Raw genomic sequence first — 26,335 nt, 5'->3', positions numbered from 1 at the left:
CTTAGTCTAATGAAACTCCTCTTTATTTGAGGAGTTTCCTTTTCGAGTATTTTCTATGAAAGTTGTTATTCCCGTAGCGGGACTTGGTACCCGTATGCTTCCTGCGACTAAGGCTATCCCGAAAGAGATGTTGCCGCTTGTTGATAAACCGCTTATTCAATACATAGTTAATGAATGTGTAGCAGCCGGTGTGAAAGAGATTGTGCTGGTGACTCATGCCAGTAAAAATGCGATCGAAAACCATTTTGACACCTCATATGAGCTTGAGTCGACGCTTGAGAAGCGAGTAAAGCGTCAGTTGCTCGATGAGGTGCAATCAATTTGCCCTAAAGACGTGACTATTATGCATGTTCGTCAGGGTGAGGCTAAGGGGCTTGGTCATGCGGTGCTTTGCGCAAAACCTTGTATAGGCAACAGTCCTTTTGCGGTTGTGTTACCTGATGTGATTTTGGATGAGTATAGTGCCGATCAGAGCTCTGAAAACCTTGCGGCAATGATTAAACATTATAAAGCGACTCAAGCTAGCCAAATCATGGTAGCGCCAGTGGCGCTAGATGAAGTAAACAAATACGGGATTGTCGATTGTGGCGGAGTGGATATCGAACCTGGTGAATCATCAGTCATTAAGGCTATGGTCGAAAAGCCAGCCATTGGTGAAGCCCCATCTAATCTTGCTGTTGTAGGTCGTTACGTTTTGTCTGAAAAAATCTGGGACTTGCTGGCTAAAACCCCCGCTGGTGCAGGGGATGAGATCCAATTGACAGACGCGATTGATATGCTTATTGAATCTGACACTGTCGAAGCCTTCAATATGACAGGTAAGTCTCATGATTGTGGCGACAAACTTGGTTATATGACGGCTTTTGTTGAGTATGGCCTGCGTAATGAAAAGCTGGGTAAAGAGTTTCGTCAGCAACTATTGAATTTGCTAGCACAATAGACTTTACTTTTACTTCAAGTGAATGCCCACTTTTTCTTAAAGTGGGCATTTTCGTTTTCAGCAGGTTAGATTCCAGAAAGTGTTGCGAAATTGTTTGTAATTTATCACTCAGCCATAGTCGTCTAGCATGGCTAAACTCATCAAATCTGGTAGTGAAAAATGAAGATACTGGTCACAGGTGGGGCTGGATTCATTGGCTCTGCAGTTGTTCGTCATATTATCAACCATACTCAAGATAGCGTAATTAATGTCGACAAGTTAACTTATGCAGGCAATCTCGAGTCTCTTGTCAGCGTAGAGAAGGATAAACGATACGCTTTTGAGCAAGTTGATATCTGTGACCGAGCAGAATTAGACAGAGTGTTTGATGAGCATAAGCCTGATGCCGTTATGCACTTGGCAGCAGAGTCTCATGTAGACCGCTCAATAACAGCTCCTGCTGATTTTATTCAAACAAACATAGTTGGTACTTACACCCTCCTAGAAGCGACTCGTGCATATTGGCACGAGCTATCTGATGATAAGAAGAGCGCTTTTCGTTTTCATCATATTTCTACCGATGAGGTTTATGGTGACTTGCCGCATCCAGATGAAGTGCAAAGCTCGGAAGAGTTAACACTATTTACAGAAGCTACCCCTTATGCTCCGAGTAGTCCGTATTCGGCATCGAAAGCATCCAGTGATCACCTCGTTCGCGCTTGGTTGCGCACCTATGGTTTGCCAACAATAGTGACCAATTGCTCAAATAATTATGGCCCTTTCCAATTTCCTGAAAAACTGATCCCACTTGTGATTTTAAATGCGGTGGAAGGCAAGCCTTTGCCTGTTTACGGCAAAGGTGATCAAATTCGTGATTGGGTATATGTAGAAGACCACGCTCGCGCTTTGTATAAAGTTATCAAAGAAGGAAAAGTCGGTGAAACCTATAATATTGGTGGTCAAAATGAAAAACGAAATTTGGAGGTGGTAAAAATAATATGTGCGATTTTAGACGAATTGATGCCTAAAGGTACTCCGTACGCGGAACAAATTACTTATGTAGCAGATCGTCCAGGTCACGACCGTCGCTATGCCATCGATGCTACCAAAATGAGCAAAGAGTTAAATAGGGCCCCTGATGAGACCTTTGAAACAGGGCTGCGGAAAACCGTGCAATGGTATCTTAACAATCAGGCTTGGAGTCAGCGAGTTCAGGACGGCTCTTATCAAAGACAGCGCTTAGGTTTAATTTGTAACCTAAATAAAGGTAAAAATTAATGAAGGGGATTGTCTTAGCCGGTGGTTCAGGTACAAGGTTATATCCATTGACTAGAGGTGTATCTAAGCAGCTATTGCCGGTTTATAATAAGCCAATGATTTACTATCCGTTATCAACGCTAATGCTGGCGGGGATTCGTGATATTTTGATCATTACTACGCCTGAAGACAACGAAAGTTTTAAGCGGTTACTAGGCAATGGTAGCGACTATGGTATTCGTCTTGAGTATGCAATCCAAGAAAGTCCTGATGGTTTAGCACAAGCTTTTATAATCGGTGAAAATTTTATCGGTGACGATAGTTGCTGTTTAGTTTTAGGTGACAATATTTTTTACGGTCAATCCTTTACCAAGACGCTGCTAAATGCGGCTAGTCGAGAGCATGGTGCGACTATATTTGGTTATCAGGTTAAAGATCCGGAGCGTTATGGAGTCGTGGAGTTTGATAACAGCATGCGCGCTGTTTCAATAGAAGAAAAACCGCGTAATCCTAAGTCTGACTATGCTGTGACAGGTTTATATTTCTACGATAATCGTGTTGTTGAATTTGCCAAACAGGTTACGCCTTCGGCACGGGGAGAGTTAGAAATTACCACACTCAATGAGATGTATCTCAACGATGGTTCTTTGAATGTTGAGCTATTAGGCCGTGGTTTTGCGTGGTTAGACACTGGAACACATGAAAGTTTACTCGAAGCAGCTTCATTTGTTCAAACGATAGAGCATGTACAAGGCTTGAAAGTTGCGTGTTTAGAAGAGATTGCATTTCAACAAGGCTGGTTAAATAAACAAGATCTACTAAGGATTGTAAAACCTATGATGAATAGTGATTATGGCCAGTATTTGCATAAGCTATGCCTGAAAGTTAATTAATAGATCAGGATAAAGTGTTATTGCCTTGGACTTTGTTCGAAATACTGTGTCAGATCAATATTCATCCACTGATGTAGATTCAGTAGCCCTTTAAAATGATTAAGTTAAAAAAAGAAGAGCGCCAAATTTGGCGCTCTTCTTTTATCGGGAAGATAGTCCCTGTTTTCGGAAGGACTACCGGAGAGATTGATTTGGTAATCAACACTCGACGATATTAACCGCCAGGCCGCCTTTGGCGGTTTCCTTGTACTTGCTGCGCATATCTTTGCCGGTATCCATCATGGTCTTGATCACCTTATCCAGGGAAACCTTGTGATTACCATCGCCGCGCAGTGCCATGCGTGAGGCGTTGATTGCCTTGACAGCGCCCATGGCGTTACGTTCGATACAGGGAACCTGCACCAGGCCGCCGACAGGATCGCAGGTCAACCCCAGATTGTGTTCCATACCGATTTCTGCCGCGTTTTCAACATGCTCGACCGTACCACCCATGATTTCGGTCAGTGCGGCGGCGGCCATAGAGCAAGCCACGCCGACTTCGCCCTGACAGCCAACCTCGGCTCCGGAAATGGAGGCGTTTTTCTTGTACAGAATCCCTATGGCTGCCGCCGTTAACAGAAAACGGCAACAGACATCTTCATCCACTTCCTGAACAAAGGTGTCGTAGTAGCAGAGCACGGCGGGGATGATGCCGGCGGCGCCATTGGTGGGCGCCGTTACCACCCGATCGCCGGCGGCATTTTGTTCATTCACAGACAGAGCAAACAAGTCCACCCAGTCCATGGCATTGAGGGGATCGATATTGTTGCGGCCTTCGGCCTTGAGGCGGCGATGCAGCGCCGGGGCGCGGCGGCGCAGCTTAAGGCCACCGGGCAAAATGCCTTCTTTCTGATAGCCTTTTTCGACGCAGGCTTTCATGGTTTGCCAGATATGCCACAGTTTGGCTTTGACTTCACTCTCAGGGGCTATGCTGAGCTCATTGGCCATCATTAATGAAGAGATGCTCAGGCCATTTTCGCTGCACAGTTCCAACAGCTCGCTGGCGGTATTGAAATCGTAAGGCGCCTGGGCGATGGGAGTCGCCGGAGAAGCGTTACGCTGCTGAATTTCATCTTCATCGAGAATAAAACCGCCGCCGACCGAGTAGTAAGTGCGTTGATACAAACACTCTCCGGCCTTGAGGGCGTAGAGTGTCATGGCGTTGGCGTGTGCCGGCAGTGTCTTGCGTCTGTGGTAGGTGATGCCATCTTCGCGGGTAAACTTAACCTTACGGCCATCGCTGAGCGTCAGTGTCTGGCTGTCGGCTACTTCTGCCAGAATCGCCTCTATGCTGTCAGTGTCGACGGTTTCCGGATCTTCCCCCATCAATCCCAGAATCACTGCCTTGCCGGTACCGTGGCCCTTGCCCGTTTGTCCAAGAGAGCCAAAAAGTTCTGCCTGCAGTTCGTCGACCTGTCCAAGTAAGTCATCTGCAGCCAGTTGTTCGATAAAGATTTTGCCCGCTTTCATCGGACCCACGGTATGGGAACTGGAAGGCCCTATACCTATCTTGAACATATCGAATACGCTAATCATTTGGTTAACCCTGTTGCTGTTTCGTTGTTATTTTAGTCATTGGGAGGCGCATTGCTCGCGCATGCGCAGGTTTCGGAGTAACCTTGACCCAAGTTACTCTGCCCATGGGCAAGTATCCCATACTTTTGGCCTGGAATATCATTAGTTATTCTTATTAAGCTAAGGTTGCATTAGCCTTGCTAACAAAGGGATTGACCCTGGTTGCGCTTTCCTTGCTGCCATACCTGTATCGGGGCTAACACCATTTCGTACCTTTTTCAGTCGCTTTCATGCGCGGTACCCTGTTGGAGATGTTTATGAGTCACTTAATGCTGGATCTTGCCTCTGTCGAGTTGACCCAAGAGGAGGCGTCTGTCCTGCAACATCCGGCCGTTGGCGGCCTAATTCTTTTCAGCCGTAATTACCAAGACAGAGAGCAACTGATAGCCCTGATCCGCGCGGTTCGTCGGGTGCGTCCCGAACTGCTAATTGCCGTCGATCATGAAGGGGGCAGGGTACAGCGTTTTCGCGAGGGATTTACCCAAATCCCGGCCATGGGCGATATATTGCCGGCCGCATCAGGTTCGCTTCAGCTGGCGTCAACCTGGGCCAAAGAGCTGGGCTTTTTGATGGCCGTCGAGCTATTGGCCTGCGACATAGATTTAAGCTTTGCCCCTGTGCTCGATCTCAATGGCATCAGTCAGGTGATAGGCACCCGCAGTTTCGCCTCAAAACCCGAGCAGGTCACTGCGCTGGCAACAGCCTTTATTGAAGGCATGACTGAGGCCGGTATGGCCGCAGTGGGCAAACATTTTCCCGGCCACGGCAGCGTCGAGGCCGACTCCCATATTGCCCAGCCGGTCGACCCGCGCAGCTATCAAGAGATTGCCGAGTGTGATATGCAGCCTTTTTCACAGCTGATCGCCAAGGAGATGCTCCAAGGTATTATGCCGGCTCATGTGATTTATCCCGAAGTAGACCCAAACCCCGCCGGATTTTCATCTTTTTGGCTCCAGCAGGAGCTGCGCGGCAAACTGGCCTTTAATGGAGTGATTTTCTCGGACGATCTCGGCATGAAAGGGGCGGCGGTCGCCGGAGACTATCAGGCCAGGGCCAGAGCGGCACTGGATGCCGGTTGTAACATGGTATTGGTATGCAATGACCCTGAGGGCGCCAGAAGCCTTCTGGGAGACTTCCCTTGGCCAGAGAGCAATCCTTTCCCGGCTGCAACGTTGAGGGCCGACCCTGCTAAGGTGATGCAGGCATTGCAGGATGAAGCGCGCTGGGAGCGAGCCCGCGAGCTGGCGGCAAGGATTTCATCCACAAAAAATTGATTTGGCACAATATAGGCGCAAACTAACTTGGTTAGTTTGAAACCTGTATAACCATGACTGGAATGAGACTTGAGGAAACAAAATGATTTTGTATTTTCACGGATTTGATGCCACCAGCCCGGGTAATCATGAAAAAGTCAGGCAGTTACAGTTTATTGATGATGATGTGCGTCTCATCAGCTACAGCACCCAGCATCCCAGACACGATATGCAGCATCTGCTGAATGAGGTCAGTAAGCAGCTTAAACTCACTGACGATCCCAAGCCATTGATCATAGGTGTGGGGCTGGGGGCCTATTGGGCCGAACGAATTGCTTTCCTGTCCGGGCTCAAGGCGATATTGGTCAACCCCAATCTGTGGCCGGAGGAAAACATGCCCGGCAAGATAGACAGGCCGGAAGAGTACGCCGATATTGCCAGCAAGTGCGTGACCGATTTTCGCAGCAAGAACCGTAACCGCGCCCTGTGCCTGCTGTCGACCGAGGATGAAGTTTTGGATAGCACCCGCAGTCATGCTTTGCTCAGCCGCTATTATGAAGTGGTTTGGGATAAGCAGCAGAGTCATAAGTTTGCCTCGCTGGCGAGCCATTTGACTCAGATAAAAGCCTTCAAGCAGAATGAGGGTGTAGAGCGCGTCGGTTAAACCCTCTTTTGTGCGGTAAAACAAGCCCTTTTTGTGATCGATGTCACGAGAGGGGTTCGGGTTGTTGTTCCGTTTGTTCCGTTTGTTGCGTTGGTTGCATCGGGTCTTTAGCTGTGTAAAGTTACGTTTTATGGTGGTTTTGATACAAAGTGTTACGCTTTGTGGTTGCAAAATTACCGGACATTTTGCGTATGTCGCCCGATGCAGCTAACACTCTTTTGTTAGCTGTTTTTTTTGCTTTTTTGTTAATCAACTGCTTGATTTATAAGCATAGCAAGATAATGAAGCCACAAGGAGACGCCCATGAAGCGGGTGCTGCTGACTGTAAAAGGCAAGGTGCAGGGAGTCTGTTTCAGACGTTTTACCCAGCAAAAGGCTCAGTCACTGGGGGTGACGGGGTATGTGCGCAACAAAGAAGATGGTTCGGTTGAAGTGTTGGCGCAGGGGGCTTATCCGGCCGTCGATCACTTAATAACCTGGTGCGAACAGGGGCCACCTCAGGCGCGGGTCGATAGTGTCTATGTGGAAGAAGACGAGGCAGATGAGATCTACCTCGACTTCTCTATCAGTCACTGATCAGAGCTCTTCGCCACTATCGGCTTGAGTTTGGCTGCCTGGCTGGGCCATACGTCTTACCTGTAGGATCATCCCCATTCTGGGATGATCGAAGTAGTGTATTTCCCCGCTGCGAATACGGCGATTTTGCTCCATGGGAATGCTGTAAAGAAAGGGAGTTTGCAGCTCAGGCTCACCTTCCTGGGTGGCCAGAGATTTATAGCCGGCTTCCCTGAGGTTAAAGCGGGTTTCCACATAGAGATAATGGCTGAGATAGATATTCAAAAGCCCATCAAGCTCCCACACAGCCTTGGGCGTTTGCGGCACCATCAAGCTCCCAAGCGCTGCATATTCCTCACTGCCCATTTGAGTTGGTTCACTCAGGCCATTGTCCAATGCTTGCTCAGGCAGTTTTTCTTCAGATAAGTCTTCTGATAAACCATTCAAAGATGAGTTCGAAGCCGTGTCCAACTGGCTCTGGGGCAAGCCTGAAAGCTTGAAGTCTGAGCCAAAGTTACGGCCACCAAAGAGATGCAGTGCCTCGGCTCTGTGGCGGGGTTTCATCTGTTGCTGCCAGGTGAGATGCAAAAGCCCTTTCAAACCGCGTTGCCGCTTGAGGGCATTGATAACACCGCCAAATTGGGCCCGACTTTCACTGAGCAGCAGGGCGCCGGGTTGGGCGGCTGTGCTGCTGTCTCTGGGGCTGATATTCACAGGCAACTGCTTGGGCATACGGATTTCCGCTTGCCGCTGTTGGCAAGGCAAAGCGGTGGCATCCGCTTGAGTCGTGTTATCGGCCTGGGCCAGAGATATCACTTGGCCTGCCTGATGGGGGCGGCCGCGCTGTGAGCCGGAGGCATCGTTATTGAGAGCCTTATCTGCTGCGCTGCCTGCGGATTGAGATTGCCATTGCGGGTCACAGTCTCCCCCAGCCATGCTGCCCGAGCTGATTTCGGTGGCGACCTGGGGAGTGATCAAGTCTATGGTCTTGTTCAGCTTGAGCTCCAGCGGCGTATCCGGCCACTTTTCCGTGCTTGGCCCGGGGCGCTCAAACAGGTATACCTCGACTTCGTACCAAGGATATTGTGCCGCCTGCAATACAGGCGAAAGTGTCAGCCCCAGAGCCAGGGTTGCCAGCATATTTCGATACACTATTTTTCTCCCACAGTGTGTTGTGCCAGTTGTTGCAGCAGTAGACCCACCATATCCAGGCGTTCTTTACTGCTTTCGGCCGCCAGGGTGAACTTTAACTTATTCGGTCCATCCATTCGATAGATTTGTGGCTGGGATTGCAACAGGCCAATGATAAAGCCGGGATCGATAATATGATCGTCACTGAACTCGACACTGCCGCCGCGGGCGTGAAAATCGAGTTTTTTCAGCCCGAGCGCGGTGGCCTGATGCTTGTACAGTGTCAGTTGCATCAGGTTTCGGGTGGCTTCAGGCAACAAACCGAAACGGTCAATCAGTTCCACCTTGAGCTCATCCAGCGCCGCTTCCGTAGTGCAGTTGGCTATCCGTTTGTAGAGCGACAGGCGAATATTGACATCGCCCACATAGTCTTCCGGCAACAGCGCCGGGATCCTCAGCTCGATTTCACACTGCTGGTTGAGCATCTGTGCCAGGGATGGCTCCTTGCCCTGTTTCAGCGCCTTGACCGCCGACTCCAGCATCTCCATATAGAGGCTGAAGCCTATCTTGGAGATATGGCCGCTCTGCTCATCCCCCAGCAATTCACCGGCGCCGCGGATCTCCAGATCCTGAGTCGCCAGCATAAAGCCGGCGCCGAGATCCTCCAGGGCGTCAATCGCTTCCAGGCGCTTGCGGGCATCTGAGGTCATGCGTTTCGGATGCGGGGTCATCAGATAGGCATAAGCCTGGTGATGGGAGCGGCCAACCCGGCCCCTGAGCTGATGCAGCTGCGCCAATCCGAAGGTGTCGGCCCGCTCTATGATGATGGTGTTGGCGCTCGGTACATCGATACCGGTTTCAATAATGGTGGTACACACCAACACGTTGTAGCGTCTGTGGTAAAAATCTGACATTACCCGCTCCAGCTCGCGCTCGCGCATCTGGCCGTGGGCCACTACCACTCTGGCATCGGGCAACAGCTCGCGTAGCTCCTCGGCGCGTTTCTCTATGCTCTCCACATTGTTGTGCAGGTAATAGACCTGGCCGCCGCGGAGGATCTCCCGCTCTATGGCCTCACGGACACTGGCCTTGTCGTATTCGCGCACGAAGGTTTTCACCGCCAGGCGTTTGGCCGGCGGGGTGGCGATAATCGACAGATCCCGCATGCCGGACATGGCCATATTCAGGGTGCGGGGAATTGGGGTCGCCGTCAGGGTGAGAATGTCCACATTGGCCCTGAGCGCCTTGATCTTCTCTTTCTGCCGTACCCCGAACCTGTGCTCCTCATCTATGATAAGCAGGCCGAGGGCGTCAAATTTTACCTCGCTGTTGAGCAGCTTATGGGTGCCGATAACAATATCCACCTTGCCGTTTGCCAGGTCGGCAATCACCTGTTGCTGCTCTTTGGCGGTGCGAAAACGGGACATGACTTCAATCTGCACCGGCCAGTCGGCGAACCTGTCCTTGAAGTTTTCATAGTGCTGCTGAGCCAGCAGCGTCGTGGGCACCAACACCACCACCTGCTTGCCGGCGTTGACGGCAACAAAGGCGGCGCGCATGGCCACTTCTGTCTTGCCAAAGCCCACGTCACCACAGATCAGACGGTCCATAGCCACCGGTGACTGCATATCGGCGAGAACGGCGGCGATGGAGGTTTCCTGATCCACTGTCTCTTCGAACGGGAAACCCTGGGCGAACAGGGCGTATTCGGCCTCATCCAGTTCACAGGCCTCGCCGGGGCGGGCCTGACGGCGAGCGTAAACATCCAGCAGCTCGGCGGCCACATCACGAATGCGCTCTATCGCCTTCTTCTTGGCTTTGGCCCAGCTCTCGTTGCCCAACTTGTTGAGGTTGGGGGATTCATCCGGCGCCACGGCGTAGCGGCTGATGAGGTGCAGCGATGACACAGGCACATAGAGTTTGTCGCCACCGGCGTATTCCAGCTTGAGGTATTCGGCCACCACGCCGCCGGTATCCAGGGTTTCCAGCCCCTGATAGAGGGCGACCCCGTGCTCCAGATGCACTATGGGTTGGCCGACCTTGAGCTCGGCGAGGTTTTTAATCTGGGCATCGCTGCTGATCTGGCGCTGTTTTTCCCGCCGCCTCTGCTGGGAGATCCGCTGACCGAAGAGCTCGGTTTCGCAAATTATGCTCAGCTTGGGCTCATGGAGTACGCAGCCCTTGGCAAGGGGCGAGACGATTAACCCCAGCTGTGCATCCGAGTCGATAAACGCCTTGAGATGCGGGAACAGTACCGGGCGCAACTCTATCTTGGCCAGCAACTCCATCAGCGCCTCGCGGCGGCCTTCGGATTCGGCGCTCAGCAGGACTCTGCCCGCCGAGGCGATATAGTCGGCCAATGCCTGCAAGGGCTGCTTCAGCTTATGGTTGACCGAGATATCCGGCAGCGCGCTTACTGCAGCCAATTGCTGCTGTTTTTGGGCATCCACCAGGCTCAGTTGCAGTCTTGGCCAGCGCTTGAAGGCGGCAAACAGCTGCTCGGTCAACAGATATAGGTCTGCCGGGGCCAGCAAGGGCCGCAGCGGATCGACGCGCCTGTCTTCATAGCGATTGCGCACCTGCGTCAGATGTGCATCGGCGGCCTGCTGCAGGTCGCCCAGCGTCAGCAGTTGCACATCGCCGGCAAAATAGTCGAATAGGGTCGCGGTTTCATCAAAGAACAAGGGCAGGTAGTTTTCGATACCGGCGGGCATCAAATGGCGGCTCACCTGCTGATAGATGGACTCGGGCTCTTTAACCAATACTTCAAAATAGCGCCGATAACGCTGGCGGAAGCCTTCTATGGCCCGTTCATCTGTGGGGAACTCCTTGGCCGGCAGCATCCGTACCTGCGACAGGGGTTCCTTGGATAGTTGGGTTTCAGGATCGAAATGGCGAATCGATTCCACTTCATCATCGAACAGTTCAATTCGCAGCGGCTCGGCTGAGCCCATGGGAAAGATATCCAGAATCGAGCCGCGAATGGCAAATTCGCCATGTTCATAAACCTGGCCGACCAGATGATAACCGGCGCTGACCAAGTGCTCGCGCATCTGTTGCAGGCTGTAGTTGTCGCCCTTATTCAGCAACATCACATTGGCCGACAGGAAAGACTTGGGCGGTAGTCGCACCATCAGGGTGTTGATGGGCACTATTACCAGGGCGCGCTTGGCACTTGGCAACCTTGACAGGGTTTCCAGCCGCTGGGAGATCAGATCCTGATGCGGCGAAAAGCTGTCGTAGGGCAGGGTCTCCCGATCAGGAAACAACCACACGGGCAGGGTATCACCCAAAAGGTATTTGAGTTCGGCTTCCAGTGTCAGGGCGGTTGGCGTATCCGCTGTTACCAACAGGCTGACACCTTGATGTTGGCGGGCGAGGTTGGCCAAGGTCAGCGCGCGTTCCACGCCTTCACCGAGGCCGAGATGGCGGATCTCGCCGGCCTTTGGGGCACCCGCAGGCGCCAGTACAGAAAACTTATTCATTGAAGATGTGATAACAGATTCATTCTGAATGGATTGCGCACCATTGTAGAGATTTAGGATGGCTCATGCCAGTTGGGATCCTGACTGGCCTTACGCCTTTTGAGCTGCTTTTGTTGCACGCTGAGACTGGCCTTGACCAAGAGTTCGATATCGGCATCCTGGATCACCCGATAGTCGAGATCGGCCAGAAACTGGCCTTCATGGTCTGGGTCGTCGCGGCATTCCCGCACCGAGGCGATACACTGCAAGGACAGGATTTCATCGCGAATAAACAGGGTCAGCTTGCAAAATGTACCGGCGTCCAGTGCCTGGGGTAACAGTACCCGCACGCCGCTGCCGCCAAATTGCACCCCGGGGCAGTGTTGGCCTTCGCGGCTCTCCTGCTCCAATACGTGCTGTAACACCAGATCTATCTTACGGGACTGGAGTTTGAGGTAGTCGACTATCGCCCGGCCCTCATCGCCGAGTTGCCTCAGCTGCAACAAACAGCCGGCTTCCAGCGCCTTGACCTCGCTCATCAGTTTCAAGCCGGTGGATTGCATCGCCAGCAGTTGGCTCTCGGTCGGCAAGGGAGCGTCCTTGGGCCAGAGGCTGAGATAGACATCGAAGGCGTGGGGCACGCTGAAGTATGGATTGGATTCAGGAAACAAGGTCCCGCCTCTTGTATTTACCCGGTCAATCCACCTATTATCGTGCCCACTTCATTGATTTAGCAAGCGCAGCGCACAGGACATGCTATCCCTCTCATGAATCCGGGACTCTCATTTTACATAGGTTATCGTTACTGGCGTGCCCGCAAGGCCAACGCTTTTGCTTCCTTTATTACCTTCTTCGCCGTCAGCGGGATTTTTCTCGGGGTGGCAGCATTGATTATTGTCAGCTCTGTGATGAACGGCCTGGAAGGCCAGCTCAAGACCCGTATCCTGGGGGCCATTCCACAACTGACAGTACATACAGACCACTCTTTTGATGACTGGCAAAGCTTTAAAGGTGATTTACAGCAATTGCCCGGCGTGCTTGGGCTGGCGCCCTCTGCGACCACCCAGGCGATGGCCCAGTCGGCCGACAATATCAGTGCGGTGCAGCTCTATGGCATCTACCCCGAGGCCGAAAAAAATCTCTCGGTTGTAGCCAAACATGCTTATCTGGATGCCTTCGATTCGCTCAGCAGCGGCAGCTACCGGGTGTTGTTGGGCTCAGAGCTGGCACGGCGGCTTAATGTTGCCACCGGAGACAAGCTGCGCCTGCTCAGCGGTGATGGTGTGGTGTACTCGCCGCTTGGGCCGGTTCCCAGCCAGCGAATTTTTGAAGTGGCGGGTATTTTTGAGATGGGTTCTCAGGTCGATGCCGGGGTGGCTTTTCTGCACTATGAAGATGCCCGCCGTTTGATGCGTCAGTCGCCAAAGCAAATTCAGGATCTCAGGCTGTTTCTGAGCGACCCCTTCAGCGCCCCGGCGCTGACGCCCAAGGTTGAACATTTGTTCGAAGCTAAGGGCGTTGAGGTGAGCGTCAGCGACTGGCGTGACAGTTATGGCCATCTCTTCGCCGCGGTGAAGATGGAAAAGAACATGATGTCTTTGATGTTAAGCCTGATTGTCGCGGTGGCAGCCTTCAATATTGTCTCGGCGCTGGTGATGATGGTGGTGGATAAAACTGCCGATGTCGCAGTGCTCAAGACCCAGGGGCTGGGCAGGCTGGATATCATGACCATTTTTATCTCCCAGGGCTCCCTCAACGCTCTGATAGGCCTGGCGCTGGGCCTCGGGGTTGGCATAGTGGCCACCCTCAACATCAATCCGCTGCTGTCGACCCTGGGGATTGCTGTATTGGGCGCCGGGCAGAGGTTACCCGTGCAGCTGGAACCGCAGCAACTGGTGCTTATCGCCATCGGCACTCTGCTGATGACCCTGGCCGCCACCTTGTACCCGGCCATTCGGGCCGCCCGGGTAGAACCTGCGACTGCACTTAGATATGAATAAGAGAATCAATACCATGCAACAAGCCGCGCTCCTTGAAGCCAAAGCCGTCAGCAAGAGTTATCAGGAAGGCAAGCTCAGCACCAAGGTGCTGGAGCAGGTCGACCTCAAGGTGTATCCGGGGGAGCAGTTGGCGATTGTCGGCAGTTCTGGCTCGGGCAAGAGTACCTTGCTGCATATTCTTGGCACCCTGGATAAGCCTTCTGCCGGTCAGGTATTGCTCGAGGGCGAGGACTTATACAAGGCTTCGGCTTCACGCCAGGCACAGCTGCGCAATCAGGCGATGGGCTTTATCTACCAGTTTCATCATCTGTTACCCGAATTCAACGCCCTGGAAAACGTGGCCATGCCGGGGCTGATTGCCGGTCGACCCAAGGCGGAAGTGCGAGCACAGGCCAGGGCCTTGCTCGAAAGAGTGGGGCTGGGACATAGATTGGATCACACCCCGGCGGAGCTTTCCGGTGGTGAGCGCCAGCGGGTGGCCATTGCCAGGGCCTTGATCAACAGCCCCAAAGTGGTTCTTGCCGATGAACCCACAGGGAACCTGGATGCCCACAGCGGCGAGGCTGTCTATGAGCTTATCCGCGAGCTGGCCTCGCAACTGGGCACGGCTTTTGTGGTGGTAACCCATGATCATCAATTGGCGGCCAGGATGGATAGGCAGCTGCAGATGGTCGATGGTCGTTTGTCGACGCCGGAGGCGGGCCAATGACGGCGCATCCCGCCTTGCTGCCCCTGGTCATCGGCTGGCGCTTTTACCGTGCCCGCCAGAGCAGCAGTTTTATCAGTTTTATCTCTTTTGCTTCTACCGCAGGTATCGCCCTCGGGGTTGCCGTGCTTATTCTGGTGCTGTCGGCGATGAACGGCTTTGAGCGCGAGCTGGAGCAGCGCTTGCTCGGGGTTGTGCCCCAAGGGGAGTTGAGTCAGGTCCGCGAACCTATTCACGATTGGCGTCAGATAGTGTCGGACGCCGAGCAAATCGACGGCATCAGCGCCGCCGCTCCGCTGGTACGCATGCAGGGCTTGGTGCAAAAGCCGGGCGGTTTTGTCGGCTTGTCTGTGGTGGGGGTTAACCCCGAGGCCGAAGCGCGGGTTTCGACCCTGAGTCAGTATCTGACACAGGAAAGCTGGCAGAGCCTTGAGGGCGACAGCAATCATATAGTGCTGGGCCAGGGAATGCTGGACAAACTGGGACTTAAAGTGGGTGATCGCCTGACCCTCTATCTGCCATCACCCCATGGTCAGGGCAGTGGTCAACTGGCGCAGGCCCGCAGTCATTCGTTGTTGATAAGCGGCAGTTTTCGTCTCGGCGGCGAGCTTGAATACACCACAGCTTATGTACCCATGGCCTATGCCCAGCGCCTGCTAGGGCTTGCAGACGAGGTGACCGGGGTGAGAATCAAGGTTGAGCGGGTATTTGAAGCGCCGCGGCTGATTCGCGAGCTGGGTTATGCCCAGAGCCAGACTTTGTATCTCAACGACTGGACCCGCACCCAGGGCCACCTCTACCAGGATATTCAGCTGGTGCGCACCGTCATGTATCTGGTGCTGGCATTGGTAATAGGTGTGGCCTGTTTCAACATAGTCTCCACCCTGGTGATGGCGGTGCGTGACAAGGCTTCGGAAATCGCCATCTTGATGACCATGGGACTTAAGCGCGGCGCCGTGATGCTGGTATTTATTGTCCAGGGCGCGCTCAATGGTGTGCTTGGCTGTGCCATAGGATCCTTGTTGGGGGTATTGCTGGCCAAGAATCTTTCGGCCATCGCCAAGGGGATTGAGCAGTTGACCGGGCATAAGTTGCTCTCGGGGGATATCTATTTTATCGATTTCTTGCCATCCAGGCTCGAGCTCACCGATGTGTTGGCCGTGGTCACTATGGCGCTGCTGATGAGTCTGCTAGCTACTCTGTATCCGGCGTTCAGGGCCAGTCGCATCGCCCCGGCAACCGCCCTGGCCGGGCGCTGATAAGCGACAGGCAAATCCTAAAAAGCAAGAACCCGGTCATGGCCGGGTTCTTGCTTTTTACTGGCTGAATATGCTTTGGGTTGCCAAGTTTGGTTAGCGCTAAAACTATGTATCCCTGAAGTATCTCTGAATTGGGCCGCTCCAGTGACGTTACAGCGAGCAGCAATTACTTACGTCGTTTTTGCCACTGCAGATAGATGGAGTACTGCCAGGCACTCTTGATCACAAAATATCCCGTCAGGGCACTGACCACACCCAATACCAAACAACCGAACAGGAAAGGTGGGCCTATGGTGCTGATGGAGGATTCTATCCAGGCCCAACTGGCTTCGAAGACAAACTGCTGCGGCGGGTGATTGAGCAGCTTGGCACCTATCAAATAAGCCAGATAAAACATGGCCGGCATAGTTACTGGGTTGGTAATCCAAACCAAGGCGACCGACACCGGCAGGTTGACATGAAAATAGATTGCCAGCGCCGCCGCCAGCACCATTTGAAACGGCATTGGCATCCAGGCAACAAACAGGCCTATGGCGAAGGCGCCGGGGGCAGAGCGGCGATTCAGTGCCCAAAGATTGGGTTTGTTCAGCAGGCTGCCGAAGATCTTGAGGTGTTTATGATTCCTCAGTTTCTCCGGATCGGGCATGAATCTCTGAATGATCTTTTTTGGCATAGGCTCAGATTGCTGTCTTAAATTACTCAATGATGAATCAATGCTTATCGGGCTTTGGCATCGCCGTACTTTCGGCCATGCTTTGGCCTTGGATACCGCCCTTATTCTCATTGCCAATTATTGCAGTGCTGTTGGTACTGTGCCTCAGAGTCTGGAGCGGGAGCTGGGTTCCCAAGGGAAGTGCTTTGCTCTATGGTGCTTTGGGCGGCGTGCTGTGGGTCAGTGTTTACTGTCAGTTAGTCATTGATATTAAAAGCCTTACTGACTCATCATTCAGCTCTGAAACGTCTGTTAATCAGACACTGCGGGGCGAAATCATATCACTAGTTTCTGCAAACGGCGACTGGATCCGCATGGATATTCGGCCAATTGATGATAATTCTTTAACCCTTTGGGCGCCCCTGGCTCCAAAGTGGCGTTTGAGCTGGCAGGGAGATGCATTGCCATCGCCGCAATTGGGTGAGGTGTGGCAGTTTGAAGTCAAACCCAGATCCTTTGCCGCCGTGCTTAATCAGGGCGGCTTCAATCGTCAGCGTTATCTGCTCGGTGAGCGGATAACCGCCAGAGGCCAGGTAATATCCGCCGAGCGGCTGTTGCCATCAACTGGGCTCAGGGCACGTTTGGTCACGGAGTTAACTCCAGTATTGGCCGAAATTGAGGGCGGCGATCTGCTGCTGGCGCTGACCTTGGGTGAGCGGTCACTCTTCTCTGAGGCGCGCTGGCAAGAGTTGCGCCAGTCCGGTAATGCCCACTTGGTGGCGATTTCGGGGTTGCATCTTTCGGTTGTCGCCTTCTGGTGTTATCTGCTGAGTTTTGGAGCGCTCAAGCGTTGGGCACCTGTCTATGGGCGGCGCAATCTGGTACTGGCATCTTTGGCGGCGTTGCTGATGGCACTCTTTTATGCCTATCTGGCAGGTTTTGCCATTGCCACCCAAAGAGCCTTGTTGATGCTGTGTTTGCTGGTGTTATCGACTTTAATGATGCGCTATACCTCGGCCTGGGAGCGGCTGTTGTGGGCACTGGCCTGCGTACTCTTGATAGATCCCTTGGCCAGTCTCAGCGGCGGCTTTTGGTTGTCATTTTCGGCGTTGGCGTTAATTTTGTTGAGCCTTAATTATCAAGTTCATAATCCTAAGGCTCTGGAGCAGGAGCAAGTACTGACCCACTGGCCAGCCAAGCTCAAGCGCTGGGCCTTGGCATTCTGGGCAATACAGTGGCGCCTTTGTCTGGGGCTGTCGCTACTGCAGGCGATACTCTTCGGCGCCGTGACGGTTCACAGCCTGTGGCTCAACTTGCTGTTGGTGCCTTGGTTCAGTTTGCTGGTGATCCCCCTGGCGCTGCTGGCACTGCTGCTGTGGTCGGTGTTCTCCGCCTTGGGGATGGATGCTGTGGCACTTATGCCTTGGCAACTGGCGGCTTTCAGTCTCTGGCCGGTGCAAAAATTATGGCAGTTCAATAGTCAGCTTCCCGGTGGCTGGCTCATGTTGCCGCAGGCTCTCAGCGCCGCGGCGCTATTGTTGTTTCCGGCATGGTTTTGTTGGCGTATGTTGCCCAAGGGCCGGGGCGTGGCGATGCTGCTGATATTACCCTTTGTACTGCAGCTCGGGCTATGGCTTGGCCTGCTCAAACCCAAGGGCTGGCAAATGCATATGTTGGATGTGGGCCAGGGGCTGGCTGTGGTGGTACAAAAAGGGCCACATGCATTGCTTTATGATACAGGTGCGGCCTTTGGCGAGCGTTTCAGCTACGCCGAGCGGGTGATAGTGCCTTTTCTTGGTGCCAAAGGCGTGACCAAACTTGATTACCTGATTATCAGCCATGGCGATAATGACCACGCCGGTGGCGCCCAAGTGCTGATGCAGGCCTTTGACAAGGCAGGGTTGATCACCGATGTGTCTGAGCTCAAGAGCCGTTATTCAAAGCGTTGGCACAGGGGCTGCCGCCCGGGGATGCTCGATTGGCAAGGGATAGAGCTGAACTTTCTTGGCCCCCAAGTACCTGAGCCTGGCAATAACGGCTCTTGCGTGCTGCAGCTCTTCGATGGTCATCATAGCGTGCTGCTGCCGGGGGATATAGAACTGGCCGGTGAGGTCGCCTTATTGCATGGAAAAGGCTCACTTGAGAGTGATATTTTACTGGCGCCCCATCATGGCAGTCGCACCTCATCTCACCCTGAGTTTATCGGCGCAATAGCACCTGAGTGGGTGTTGTTTGCGGCCGGGCATGGCAATCGCTGGGGATTTCCCAAGGAGGAGATACGTTTGAGGTATCGGGCCTTTGGCGCCCAAGCCTTGATTTCCGGCGAGCTGGGGCAGGTGAGTATCCACTTTGATGGGCAAGGTTACACAGTGCACAGTTACCGCCAGGATCTGGCGCCATTTTGGTATAACCGCTTGTTTGGGTTTGGTATGGCAGGGAATCCAGAGTAGAATGGCGACTTTGTCATAAATATAGTTTCGCTGATGAGCACATCTCAACAACGTGAAGTCTGGACAGTTTTCAGACGTTTGCTGACCTATCTCAAGCCCCTCAAAGGGGTATTTGTCATCTCGATTCTGGCGTTGATCACCTATGGGGTTGTGGACGCTACTTTTATCGCTTTTGTGAAACCTTTTATCGATGAGGGGTTTGCCAATAATTCTGTCGTGGCCGGCGTCGAGCTGGGCACCTCCAAAGGGTTTAATGCCAGCTCGGATGTGTTGACCATGGCCCCCTTTGTGGTAGTGGGGCTATTCAGTCTTCGGGGGGTGGCCAACTTTGTCTCTACCTATGGCATCTCTTATATCAGCGCCAAGCTTATTCAGGACATGCGTCAGCAGGTGTTTGAACACATACTGTCGCTGCCTGTCAGCTATATGGACAGGGAAAACACAGGTTCCTTGATCTCCAAAGTGACCTTTGACACAGAGCAAATTGCCAGAGCCTCCGGCAGTGCGCTGATCACCTTGGTGAGAGACAGCGTTACTGTCATAGGCATGCTGGGGTTGATGTTCTATTACTCCTGGAAACTGTCACTGTGTATTCTGATCATTGGTCCTTTCATCGGGGTGGTGATTGCCGTTGTCAGCCGCCGCTTCCGTAAAGTATCGCGGCAGATCCAGGGGGCCATGGGCTCGGTGACTGCTGTGACCGAGCAGATGATCAAGGGCCACAAGAACGTATTGTCTTTCGGTGGTCAGAAGACAGAGGCCGATCGCTTTGCCAAGGTCAACGATCACAACCGTTATCAGAACATGAAATTGGCGGCGGCTCAGGCCATCAGCCAGCCGCTTATCATGATCATAGGCTCCTTTGCATTGGCCTTTGTGCTCTATGCTGCCAGCTTTGACAGTCTGAAGGATGAACTGACGGCGGGTACCTTTGCCACTATCCTGGGCGCCATGCTGGCTATGTTGCAGCCTATCAAGAACCTGACCCGGGTCAACGCCGAGTTTCAACGGGGTATTGCCGCCTGTACCACAGTGTTTGAGCTGCTGGATACCCCGGGGGAATCCGATAGCGGTACCCACACAGTAGAGCGGGTTGAGGGCAATCTGCGTTTCGATAATGTCAGCTTTGGTTATCCCGGGCAGGAGCGTTTGGCGCTAGAGAATATCGACTTTGAAGTGCGTCAGGGACAGACTCTGGCGCTGGTGGGCCGTTCAGGCTCGGGCAAGTCGACTATCGCCAGTCTGGTGACCCGTTTCTACACCGGGCTCAAGCAGGGGGAGATCACCCTGGATGATGTCAGTATTTACGACTATTCACTCAAGTGTCTGCGTAGCCAGGTCGCCTTGGTGTCGCAGCAGGTCACCCTGTTCAACGACACCATAGCCAACAATATTGCTTATGCTTACCCAGGCGAGGCTACCCGGGAGCAGATAGAAAACGCTGCCAGATTGGCCTATGCGATGGAGTTTATCGAAACCTTGCCCCAAGGATTGGATACCGAGATAGGTGAGAACGGCGTGATGCTGTCCGGTGGTCAACGCCAGCGGATCGCCATTGCCAGAGCCATCCTCAGAGATGCCCCTGTGTTGATCCTCGATGAGGCAACCTCGGCACTGGATACCGAATCAGAGAAGGCGATTCAAAAGGGGCTGGATAACCTGCGCCGCAATCGCACCTCGATTGTGATTGCCCACAGACTGTCGACCATTGAGAGTGCCGATCAGATTTTGGTGGTCGATCAGGGTAAGATCCTCGAGCGCGGTACTCACCAGAGTCTGTTGGAAAAGGATGGGACGTACGCCAAGCTGTACCAGATGCAATTTGGAGGTTAAGTGGAAGCTCTGCTTAACCGTATCTGGTATCACAAGCATTGGGCAAGGTGGTTGCTTTGGCCGCTTTCCTGGTTGTTCGCCTTGCTCAGCGGCCTGAGACGTCTGGGGTTTAAGTTTGGACTCAAGGCCTCGCAAACTCTGCCTGTACCTGTGATCATAGTCGGTAATATCACTGTCGGCGGCAGCGGCAAGACGCCAACCGTCATCTATCTGATAGAGTTGCTAAGGCACTATGGCTATCGGCCCGGAGTGATAAGCCGTGGTTATGGCAGTGGTCAAACCGAACCTAGGCTGGTGCCTCCCGGGGCCAATCCGAGCGATTTTGGCGATGAGCCGGCGATGATAGTGGCCCGCACTCAAGTGCCTATGGCCGTGGGAGTGGATCGTATCGCCACCGCCGAGTTGCTGCTGGCGTCCACTGAGGTGGATATTATTATCAGTGATGATGGTTTGCAGCACTATCGACTGGCGCGGGATATCGAAGTGGTGGTTGTCGATGCCAGCCGCCGCTTGGGCAATGGTATGTTACTGCCGGCGGGCCCCTTGAGAGAAGGCGCCTGGCGCTTGGAAACTGCCGACTTGGTAATCCATAACGGCGAAGCCAGCGATACCGTCAGAGAGTTTGGTATGCAGCTTATACCCGGCGCAGTGCTGAGTGTTGCAGGGGAAAACCAGGCTCAGGCCCCCACAGCGCCTATGGCGGTAAAGGCTATGGCGGGTATTGGTAATCCGGAACGTTTTTTTGAAACCCTCTCTCGGATGGGGTTCAAGCTTGAAGCCCAAGAGGTCTTTGCCGATCATCAGGCCTACAGCCCAGAGGCCTTGACCGCCCTTGGTGACGAGCTGCCACTGCTGATGACAGAAAAAGATGCGATCAAGTGTCGCGAATTTGCAAAACAACACTGGTGGTATCTGGCCGTCAATGCCAAGCTATCACCCCAATTCGATGCCCAATTGCTGACCCGGGTGCGGGAGGCGATGGCAAACAAACAAAAGGCAAACCAAAAAGGATAGTCTGATGGCGTTTGATAAGAAACTATTGGAAATCGTAGCCTGCCCGGTATGTAAAGGCAGACTGGAATATGACAAGCAGGCACAACAACTTATCTGTAAGGCAGATAGGCTGGCTTACCCTATCAATGACGGGATCCCTGTGTTGTTGGCTGACAAGGCCGAACCTTGGCAAGAAAAACAGTAATAGTTCCCGCTCTTAAACTCCGATCAGCCTTGCTGATCGGAGCCTGCTAAAAGCCTATCCGCTAGCCCCCTCATTAGTAGCAGTTGATTTGTTCACAGCTTGTTAATCCTATTTTTTTGCTGTTTTCATTATTAACCATTTGTGGCGAATTTCACTTGGGATTCGTTAAATAACAAGAGTTTATCTTGAGTTAGTTTGCTTCGAACGCCACGCCCTAAGATACTAATAAGTATTTTCTGTGACTTACAACAAACTCTTTGAAGGAAACCCTGTAGATGACTCAACCCAAATTCAATCAATATGTTCTGCGGGTGCTGGAAGCTCATCCCGGGGAACGTATTTGCTCGTTTGAATATGAGGGTAAAAAGTACTGGCTTAAACAAGCCGAGACACTGCAGGGAGCCATGCGGGTGTTGAAACCCAATCCCCAACTGGCGCTGGAAAAAGAGAAACAGACTCTGGAGCACCTGGCCAGTTGCTCAGCCCCGGTGCCGCGTATTGTTCAGGCCGACAAGGGCTACTTTGTGGTGGAGGATGTTGGGGTAACAGTCAGAGAATGGTTGATACTCAAGTCGCAAGATAAACCGGGCATGCAACAGATCCTCAATGACAGCGCCGCTGCGCTGGCTGGTTTACACAGCATGGGACTGGCCCATGGCCGTCCGGCGCTCAGAGATATCAGTTGGCAGCAAGGGCAGGTGACTTTTATCGATTTTGAAGCCACTCAAAAGGGTCAAGACATGCTGATGCAGCAGATAAGGGATCTGCTGGTGTATATTCACAGCTTATACCGCTATATGGGGCCCGCCAATGAAGCGATAACCCAGGTGATAGCCAGTTATCGCCAAGCCGGCGGTGAAGCTATCTGGCGTGAGGCCAAAAGTTTCCTGATCAGTTGGCAGTGGTTATATCTGTTGCTGCGGCCTTTTCGTGATATCGGCGGCCGCGACCTTAAGCCCATCTATTGGGTGTTGTGGCATTTTCGCAATATTCCCCTCTAAATTTCTGTCTGATTAGTTTCACTCGGGACGTGTCCTGTTTGAAGTTGAAAACAGGGTGTCAAAAAAATGTTATTGGATGTAAGTTTGACTTTATCTAATAACGAACTGTAATGGCAGAAAAAAACACTTATTCAAGTTTACTTTTCATTAACATTATGAATAATGTCAAAAAATAATCTGGTCAAACCAGTTTATTTTTTAATCTTTATTAAGGTCTGTTTTACAAGGAAAACTCCCCAAAGCCGCTAAATTCAAGGGTTTTGAGGGGTGTACAAAATATAGGCTGGTTTTATAGAATGTCGTCCTCCTAAGGATTCGAAGAGATCCTGGGCTAAGTTCGAAGCAAGTCCTCATTCACGGCGGAAAGGAAATCTAAAGAGTTACTTGGCTTCCCTGTAAACCATATGCAAAGTCTGCAAGAACCTTTTTAGGTTTGCAGGGCTTTGTATTGCCTGAGAGACAGATATGACCCGTTCAGTTCTTCTGCTGCTTAGCAGCTTGTTGCTTGCCATGCCGGTATTGGCTCAGTCCCCTAACGGTATACAAAAGAACTCCCATAGACATGCCGGGTTTAATGCAACGCCCGCCACTCAACTGAAACAACAGGCGATTTCTCAATCCCAAGCTCTCGCCAGAGGATTGAGATCCAAGAAAGATATTGCCTTGTTGCAATCTCTGGCCAAGTCCAGACAAATGGCCATGCTTGAGTTGGTGCGTAGCCAGCCTCAGGCTGCTTTGGGGCTGATATTACCAGAGTCTCTCAGAACCCAGAGCCCAACTGAGTTACAAACTTTTTTTGCATCCGAACAAGAGTTTCAGGGGAAGCTTGAGGTTATTTATGAGGAGTTGGCGACAGGTGATGGTCATAAACTCAGATACTTCCTCACCAGTGGCGAAACCTCAGTGGAGCTGTTTTTGCCCAAGGCCGAAGCTGCATTGAAAACCGGTATTCAAGTCAGGGTAAAAGGTTGGCAGTTTAAAGATGCGGCACAAGAGCCCAAGGCTGTAGTTCTTACCAAACCGGAAAATTTACAGGTTTTGGCTTTGGATGAAACGCAAAGCCAAAACCTGGTCAAGGGTACCGGGGCTGTACTCAGTGGCACCACGGGTGAGCAAAAACTCTTGGTATTGCTGCTTAACTTCCAGGATAACCCGAACCTGCAACCTTGGAGTATCGAGGAAGTTAAGCAGATGGTGTTCGGTAGAGTCAATGATTATTACCTGGAAGCCTCATACGGTCAGACCTGGCTCAGTGGTGATGTTAGCGACTATCTGACTTTGCCAATCGACACTAACTGTGATTATTTTGGAATGGACAGTTATGCCCAACAAGCCGCCAAAGATGCAGGTTTTGATCTGAGTCAGTACTCACGTTTGGTTTATCTCCTGCCTAAGAACAGTAGTTGCAGTTGGCGTGGTCAGGGGACGGTAGGTGGTAGTCCCTCCAGAGCCTGGATCAACGGTGAACTGAATTTGATGACCATAGGGCATGAGCTTGGGCATAACCTGGGCTTGAAACATGCCAAAGAACTTAACTGTGGTAGCGGCTATTTGAGTGATTCCTGTGTTGCCATTACCTATGGCGATACGCTGGACATCATGGGTAAGTCGGAAGGACATTTCAATTTGTTGAACAAGGCCCGCTTAGGTTGGTTGACCGAAGAGCGGGGCGATATTGTCAGCGCCGATGAAGCCGGTAGTTTTCAGCTGGCCCCCTATGAAAGTGATGCGCAAGGGGGGGCTCGCGGCCTGAAAGTTCGTCGTGGCACAGACAGTTTGAGTGGTGAGCCGCTTTGGTACTATCTTGAGTATCGTCAGCCTCTGGGGTTTGATGCCTTTATGGCAGGCAAGGCTGTGACTCAAGGCGTGCTGGTGCACCTTAACAGTAGCGATCAGGATATCGAGAGCAGTCAATTACTGGACATGACCCCGCAGAGTAGCCTGTTTGACCTCGACGATGCTGCCCTGGTTGTCGGCAACAGTTACACAGATAACGATGCCGGCGTGAGTTTTACCACTGAATTTGCCGATGCCAACGGTGCTGGAGTTTATGTTGATTACCAGGGGAGGGCCTGTGTGGCAGCTGCGCCTGAGCTGGTGCTTGAGCAGCAAACCCCGCAGTGGGTTCAGCCGGGAACCTTGGTTACCTATAACGCAATACTGACCAACAGAGATAGTCTGGAATGTGCTGCCAGTGTGTTTGCGCTGAATGCTTCAGTACCTGCAGGTTGGCAATTCCAAGGGAGCAGTGTTGAGTTGGCTCCGGGTCAAAGTCAACCCGTGAGCTTTAGCTTGAGTTCGGCTGCAGATGTTACGCCTGGCCTTTATGAAGTTTCTGTGGTTGCCGCCAATCAAGCCGATAGTGGTTACCAGAGTGAAGTACTGCTTGGATATATGGTGGACGAAGTCGCTGCGGTTTGTGAATTGGCTGCACCATCCTGGGCACTGGAGCAGGCCAATGTGATTGCTGTACCGGGGGAGACGGTAACTTATCAGGGGACTTTGACCAACAACAGCAACACGAGTTGTGAGGCGACAGAATATCGACTGACGGCGGCTTTACCCAGCGGTTGGCAGGCAAACAGCGGTCGCGTTATTCTGGCCCCGGGGGAGAGTGCCAATGTCGGTATTCAGATTACCTCCAGTGAACAGAGTTCCGATGGGGTATACAATTTTAGTTTGGCAGCTGTGCAGAACGATGCCCCTGAGTACCAGAGCTCGGCCTTGGCCAGCTATGCAGTGAAAACACCTTGTAGTTTGGTGGCGCCATTGGTCTCGGTCGTTGGTCCGGATGTCGCGGTCGCTGCCGGGGCTGCTCAAAGCTACCAACTGACTGTCAGCAATAAAAACAGTGGCAGTTGCCAGGCGTCCAGCTATCGCATTTTGGCCGATGTTCCCGCCGGATGGAGTAGTAACAGTCAGGATCTGAACCTGGCTCCGGGAGAGAGCAAAACGGTTTCTGTGACAGTGATTTCTGCTGCTAATGCTGAAGCCGGTGATTATGGGCTGACGTTCAGAGTCTTGGATAATGCTGATAGTGGTTACCAGGCAAGTACTGAAGCCTTGTTTTCAATTGCTGCTCCAGTGAATTCCGCCCCTGAAGCAGTGAATGATAGCGTCAGTATCGCCAGTAAGTCGGCGGTGAGTATCAATGTGCTTGGCAATGACACAGACGCGGATGAAGATGTTTTGCAGGTTACGTCAGTTGGTCGCAGCAGCCTGGGCACGGTCGAGCTGTTGGCTAATGGACAGATAAGTTACACACCGGGTAAACGTTTCAAGAGCACAGATAGTTTCAGCTATACCATTTCTGATGGTAAAGAGAGTGCAACCGCAATTGTGACCATCAGTTTGAGCTCGACAGATTCCGGTAGCAGCCAAGGTGGCAATAAGGGAAAGGGTAAGCACTAGTTGATTTTGGTTTTGTATGACAATCAAACTGGCTGAAGCCAAGAGTGGAAAAGCCAAGGGGTAATACCCTTGGCT

General features: G+C 52.4%; 20 protein-coding genes. 15 read left to right on the top strand and 5 right to left on the bottom strand.

The window, feature by feature from the left end; genetic code table 11:
• The first annotated feature begins 55 nt into the window (after positions 1–55).
• The 3 genes from galU to rfbA all read left to right on the top strand — a co-directional run bounded on the left by galU (position 56) and on the right by rfbA (position 3,069).
• Positions 56–940 carry a UTP--glucose-1-phosphate uridylyltransferase GalU gene (gene galU / locus CX650_RS10825; protein ID WP_101095816.1) on the top strand — a complete coding sequence of 295 codons (885 nt, stop codon included), beginning with the start codon at positions 56–58 and terminating at the stop codon, positions 938–940.
• Positions 941–1,099: 159 nt separating this feature from the next.
• Complete coding sequence (rfbB, locus tag CX650_RS10820; RefSeq protein WP_101095815.1) at positions 1,100–2,197, top strand: dTDP-glucose 4,6-dehydratase; 1,098 nt, start codon at positions 1,100–1,102, stop codon at positions 2,195–2,197.
• Positions 2,197–3,069, top strand: a complete 873-nt coding sequence (gene rfbA, locus CX650_RS10815) for a glucose-1-phosphate thymidylyltransferase RfbA (RefSeq protein ID WP_101095814.1) — start codon at positions 2,197–2,199, stop codon at positions 3,067–3,069. Before rfbB ends, rfbA begins: the two co-directional genes overlap by 1 nt.
• 198 nt (positions 3,070–3,267) lie before the next feature.
• Here rfbA and CX650_RS10810 read toward each other — a convergent pair whose 3' ends face one another.
• Positions 3,268–4,644, bottom strand: a complete 1,377-nt coding sequence (locus CX650_RS10810; protein ID WP_039035110.1) for an L-serine ammonia-lyase — start codon at positions 4,642–4,644, stop codon at positions 3,268–3,270.
• A 296-nt stretch (positions 4,645–4,940) separates the two neighbouring features.
• On the opposite strand from CX650_RS10810, the gene nagZ reads away from it, so the two are divergent.
• From nagZ to CX650_RS10795, 3 genes are all read left to right on the top strand, one after another.
• A complete protein-coding gene (nagZ, locus tag CX650_RS10805) occupies positions 4,941–5,957 on the top strand; it encodes a beta-N-acetylhexosaminidase (protein WP_101095813.1) in 1,017 nt (338 codons plus the stop codon).
• An 82-nt stretch (positions 5,958–6,039) separates the two neighbouring features.
• Positions 6,040–6,600, top strand: coding sequence for an alpha/beta hydrolase YcfP (gene ycfP, locus CX650_RS10800; RefSeq protein ID WP_101095812.1), 561 nt, complete (start codon positions 6,040–6,042; stop codon positions 6,598–6,600).
• A gap of 303 nt (positions 6,601–6,903) precedes the next feature.
• Positions 6,904–7,176 carry an acylphosphatase gene (locus CX650_RS10795; RefSeq protein WP_101056694.1) on the top strand — a complete coding sequence of 91 codons (273 nt, stop codon included), beginning with the start codon at positions 6,904–6,906 and terminating at the stop codon, positions 7,174–7,176.
• On the opposite strand, the gene CX650_RS10790 is transcribed toward CX650_RS10795, so the two are convergent.
• Genes CX650_RS10790 through CX650_RS20405 form a run of 3 tightly spaced genes read right to left on the bottom strand, consistent with a single transcriptional unit; the run spans position 7,177 to position 12,421 of the window.
• Entirely contained in the window at positions 7,177–8,307 is a 1,131-nt protein-coding gene (locus tag CX650_RS10790) for a CsiV family protein (RefSeq protein WP_101095811.1), read from the bottom strand.
• Entirely contained in the window at positions 8,307–11,771 is a 3,465-nt protein-coding gene (mfd, locus tag CX650_RS10785) for a transcription-repair coupling factor (RefSeq protein ID WP_101095810.1), read from the bottom strand. The genes CX650_RS10790 and mfd overlap by 1 nt, the downstream gene beginning before the upstream one ends.
• Positions 11,772–11,824: 53 nt before the next feature.
• Positions 11,825–12,421: a hypothetical protein gene (locus CX650_RS20405; RefSeq protein WP_101095809.1), complete on the bottom strand. Its 597-nt coding sequence runs from the start codon at positions 12,419–12,421 to the stop codon at positions 11,825–11,827.
• 96 nt (positions 12,422–12,517) lie between these two features.
• Between CX650_RS20405 and CX650_RS10775 the strand changes: the two genes are divergently transcribed.
• The 3 genes from CX650_RS10775 to lolE are packed head-to-tail and all read left to right on the top strand — an operon-like array spanning position 12,518 to position 15,715.
• Complete coding sequence (locus CX650_RS10775; RefSeq protein ID WP_101095808.1) at positions 12,518–13,750, top strand: lipoprotein-releasing ABC transporter permease subunit; 1,233 nt, start codon at positions 12,518–12,520, stop codon at positions 13,748–13,750.
• Positions 13,743–14,459 carry a lipoprotein-releasing ABC transporter ATP-binding protein LolD gene (lolD, locus tag CX650_RS10770; RefSeq protein ID WP_101095807.1) on the top strand — a complete coding sequence of 239 codons (717 nt, stop codon included), beginning with the start codon at positions 13,743–13,745 and terminating at the stop codon, positions 14,457–14,459. The genes CX650_RS10775 and lolD overlap by 8 nt, the downstream gene beginning before the upstream one ends.
• A complete protein-coding gene (gene lolE, locus CX650_RS10765) occupies positions 14,456–15,715 on the top strand; it encodes a lipoprotein-releasing ABC transporter permease subunit LolE (protein WP_101095806.1) in 1,260 nt (419 codons plus the stop codon). Before lolD ends, lolE begins: the two co-directional genes overlap by 4 nt.
• 166 nt (positions 15,716–15,881) lie before the next feature.
• On the opposite strand, the gene CX650_RS10760 is transcribed toward lolE, so the two are convergent.
• Positions 15,882–16,388 (bottom strand): DUF2062 domain-containing protein, encoded by a 507-nt coding sequence (locus CX650_RS10760; protein ID WP_039035101.1) that lies wholly within the window; start codon positions 16,386–16,388, stop codon positions 15,882–15,884.
• 29 nt (positions 16,389–16,417) lie between these two features.
• On the opposite strand from CX650_RS10760, the gene CX650_RS10755 reads away from it, so the two are divergent.
• The 6 genes from CX650_RS10755 (at position 16,418) to CX650_RS10730 (ending at position 26,260) form a co-directional block, all read left to right on the top strand.
• On the top strand, positions 16,418–18,817 hold the full coding sequence (locus CX650_RS10755) for a DNA internalization-related competence protein ComEC/Rec2 (protein WP_308428162.1): 2,400 nt from the start codon (positions 16,418–16,420) through the stop codon (positions 18,815–18,817).
• A gap of 33 nt (positions 18,818–18,850) precedes the next feature.
• Entirely contained in the window at positions 18,851–20,650 is a 1,800-nt protein-coding gene (gene msbA / locus CX650_RS10750) for a lipid A export permease/ATP-binding protein MsbA (RefSeq protein WP_071477431.1), read from the top strand.
• On the top strand, positions 20,651–21,664 hold the full coding sequence (gene lpxK, locus CX650_RS10745; protein WP_071477430.1) for a tetraacyldisaccharide 4'-kinase: 1,014 nt from the start codon (positions 20,651–20,653) through the stop codon (positions 21,662–21,664). It begins immediately after the preceding gene.
• Positions 21,665–21,668: 4 nt separating this feature from the next.
• The gene (locus tag CX650_RS10740; protein WP_039035097.1) at positions 21,669–21,848 is read left to right on the top strand and encodes a Trm112 family protein; all 180 of its coding nucleotides are present in this window, start codon (positions 21,669–21,671) and stop codon (positions 21,846–21,848) included.
• Between the two features lie 275 nt (positions 21,849–22,123).
• Positions 22,124–22,849, top strand: coding sequence for a BUD32 family EKC/KEOPS complex subunit (locus tag CX650_RS10735; protein WP_101095804.1), 726 nt, complete (start codon positions 22,124–22,126; stop codon positions 22,847–22,849).
• A gap of 465 nt (positions 22,850–23,314) precedes the next feature.
• Positions 23,315–26,260, top strand: coding sequence for an NEW3 domain-containing protein (locus CX650_RS10730; protein ID WP_101095803.1), 2,946 nt, complete (start codon positions 23,315–23,317; stop codon positions 26,258–26,260).
• The last annotated feature ends 75 nt before the right edge of the window (positions 26,261–26,335 follow it).

The sequence above is a fragment of the Shewanella indica genome (assembly GCF_002836975.1).
GTDB classification, from domain to species: Bacteria; Pseudomonadota; Gammaproteobacteria; order Enterobacterales; family Shewanellaceae; genus Shewanella; species Shewanella indica.
This window is presented reverse-complemented; position numbering and strand designations above follow the sequence as displayed.

Bases quoted from the DNA above. Each gene is read 5' to 3' on its own strand.
- msbA (WP_071477431.1), top strand. From the start codon at position 18,851: ATGAGCACATCTCAACAACGTGAAGTCTGGACAGTTTTCAGACGTTTG.
- CX650_RS10795 (WP_101056694.1), top strand. From the start codon at position 6,904: ATGAAGCGGGTGCTGCTGACTGTAAAAGGCAAGGTGCAGGGAGTCTGT.
- lolE (WP_101095806.1), top strand. From the start codon at position 14,456: ATGACGGCGCATCCCGCCTTGCTGCCCCTGGTCATCGGCTGGCGCTTT.
- CX650_RS10740 (WP_039035097.1), top strand. From the start codon at position 21,669: ATGGCGTTTGATAAGAAACTATTGGAAATCGTAGCCTGCCCGGTATGT.
- mfd (WP_101095810.1), bottom strand. From the start codon at position 11,771: ATGAATAAGTTTTCTGTACTGGCGCCTGCGGGTGCCCCAAAGGCCGGC.
- rfbA (WP_101095814.1), top strand. From the start codon at position 2,197: ATGAAGGGGATTGTCTTAGCCGGTGGTTCAGGTACAAGGTTATATCCA.
- rfbB (WP_101095815.1), top strand. From the start codon at position 1,100: ATGAAGATACTGGTCACAGGTGGGGCTGGATTCATTGGCTCTGCAGTT.
- galU (WP_101095816.1), top strand. From the start codon at position 56: ATGAAAGTTGTTATTCCCGTAGCGGGACTTGGTACCCGTATGCTTCCT.
- CX650_RS10760 (WP_039035101.1), bottom strand. From the start codon at position 16,388: ATGCCAAAAAAGATCATTCAGAGATTCATGCCCGATCCGGAGAAACTG.
- ycfP (WP_101095812.1), top strand. From the start codon at position 6,040: ATGATTTTGTATTTTCACGGATTTGATGCCACCAGCCCGGGTAATCAT.
- CX650_RS10735 (WP_101095804.1), top strand. From the start codon at position 22,124: ATGACTCAACCCAAATTCAATCAATATGTTCTGCGGGTGCTGGAAGCT.
- CX650_RS10730 (WP_101095803.1), top strand. From the start codon at position 23,315: ATGACCCGTTCAGTTCTTCTGCTGCTTAGCAGCTTGTTGCTTGCCATG.
- CX650_RS10810 (WP_039035110.1), bottom strand. From the start codon at position 4,644: ATGATTAGCGTATTCGATATGTTCAAGATAGGTATAGGGCCTTCCAGT.
- CX650_RS10755 (WP_308428162.1), top strand. From the start codon at position 16,418: ATGATGAATCAATGCTTATCGGGCTTTGGCATCGCCGTACTTTCGGCC.
- CX650_RS10775 (WP_101095808.1), top strand. From the start codon at position 12,518: ATGAATCCGGGACTCTCATTTTACATAGGTTATCGTTACTGGCGTGCC.
- nagZ (WP_101095813.1), top strand. From the start codon at position 4,941: ATGAGTCACTTAATGCTGGATCTTGCCTCTGTCGAGTTGACCCAAGAG.
- lolD (WP_101095807.1), top strand. From the start codon at position 13,743: ATGAATAAGAGAATCAATACCATGCAACAAGCCGCGCTCCTTGAAGCC.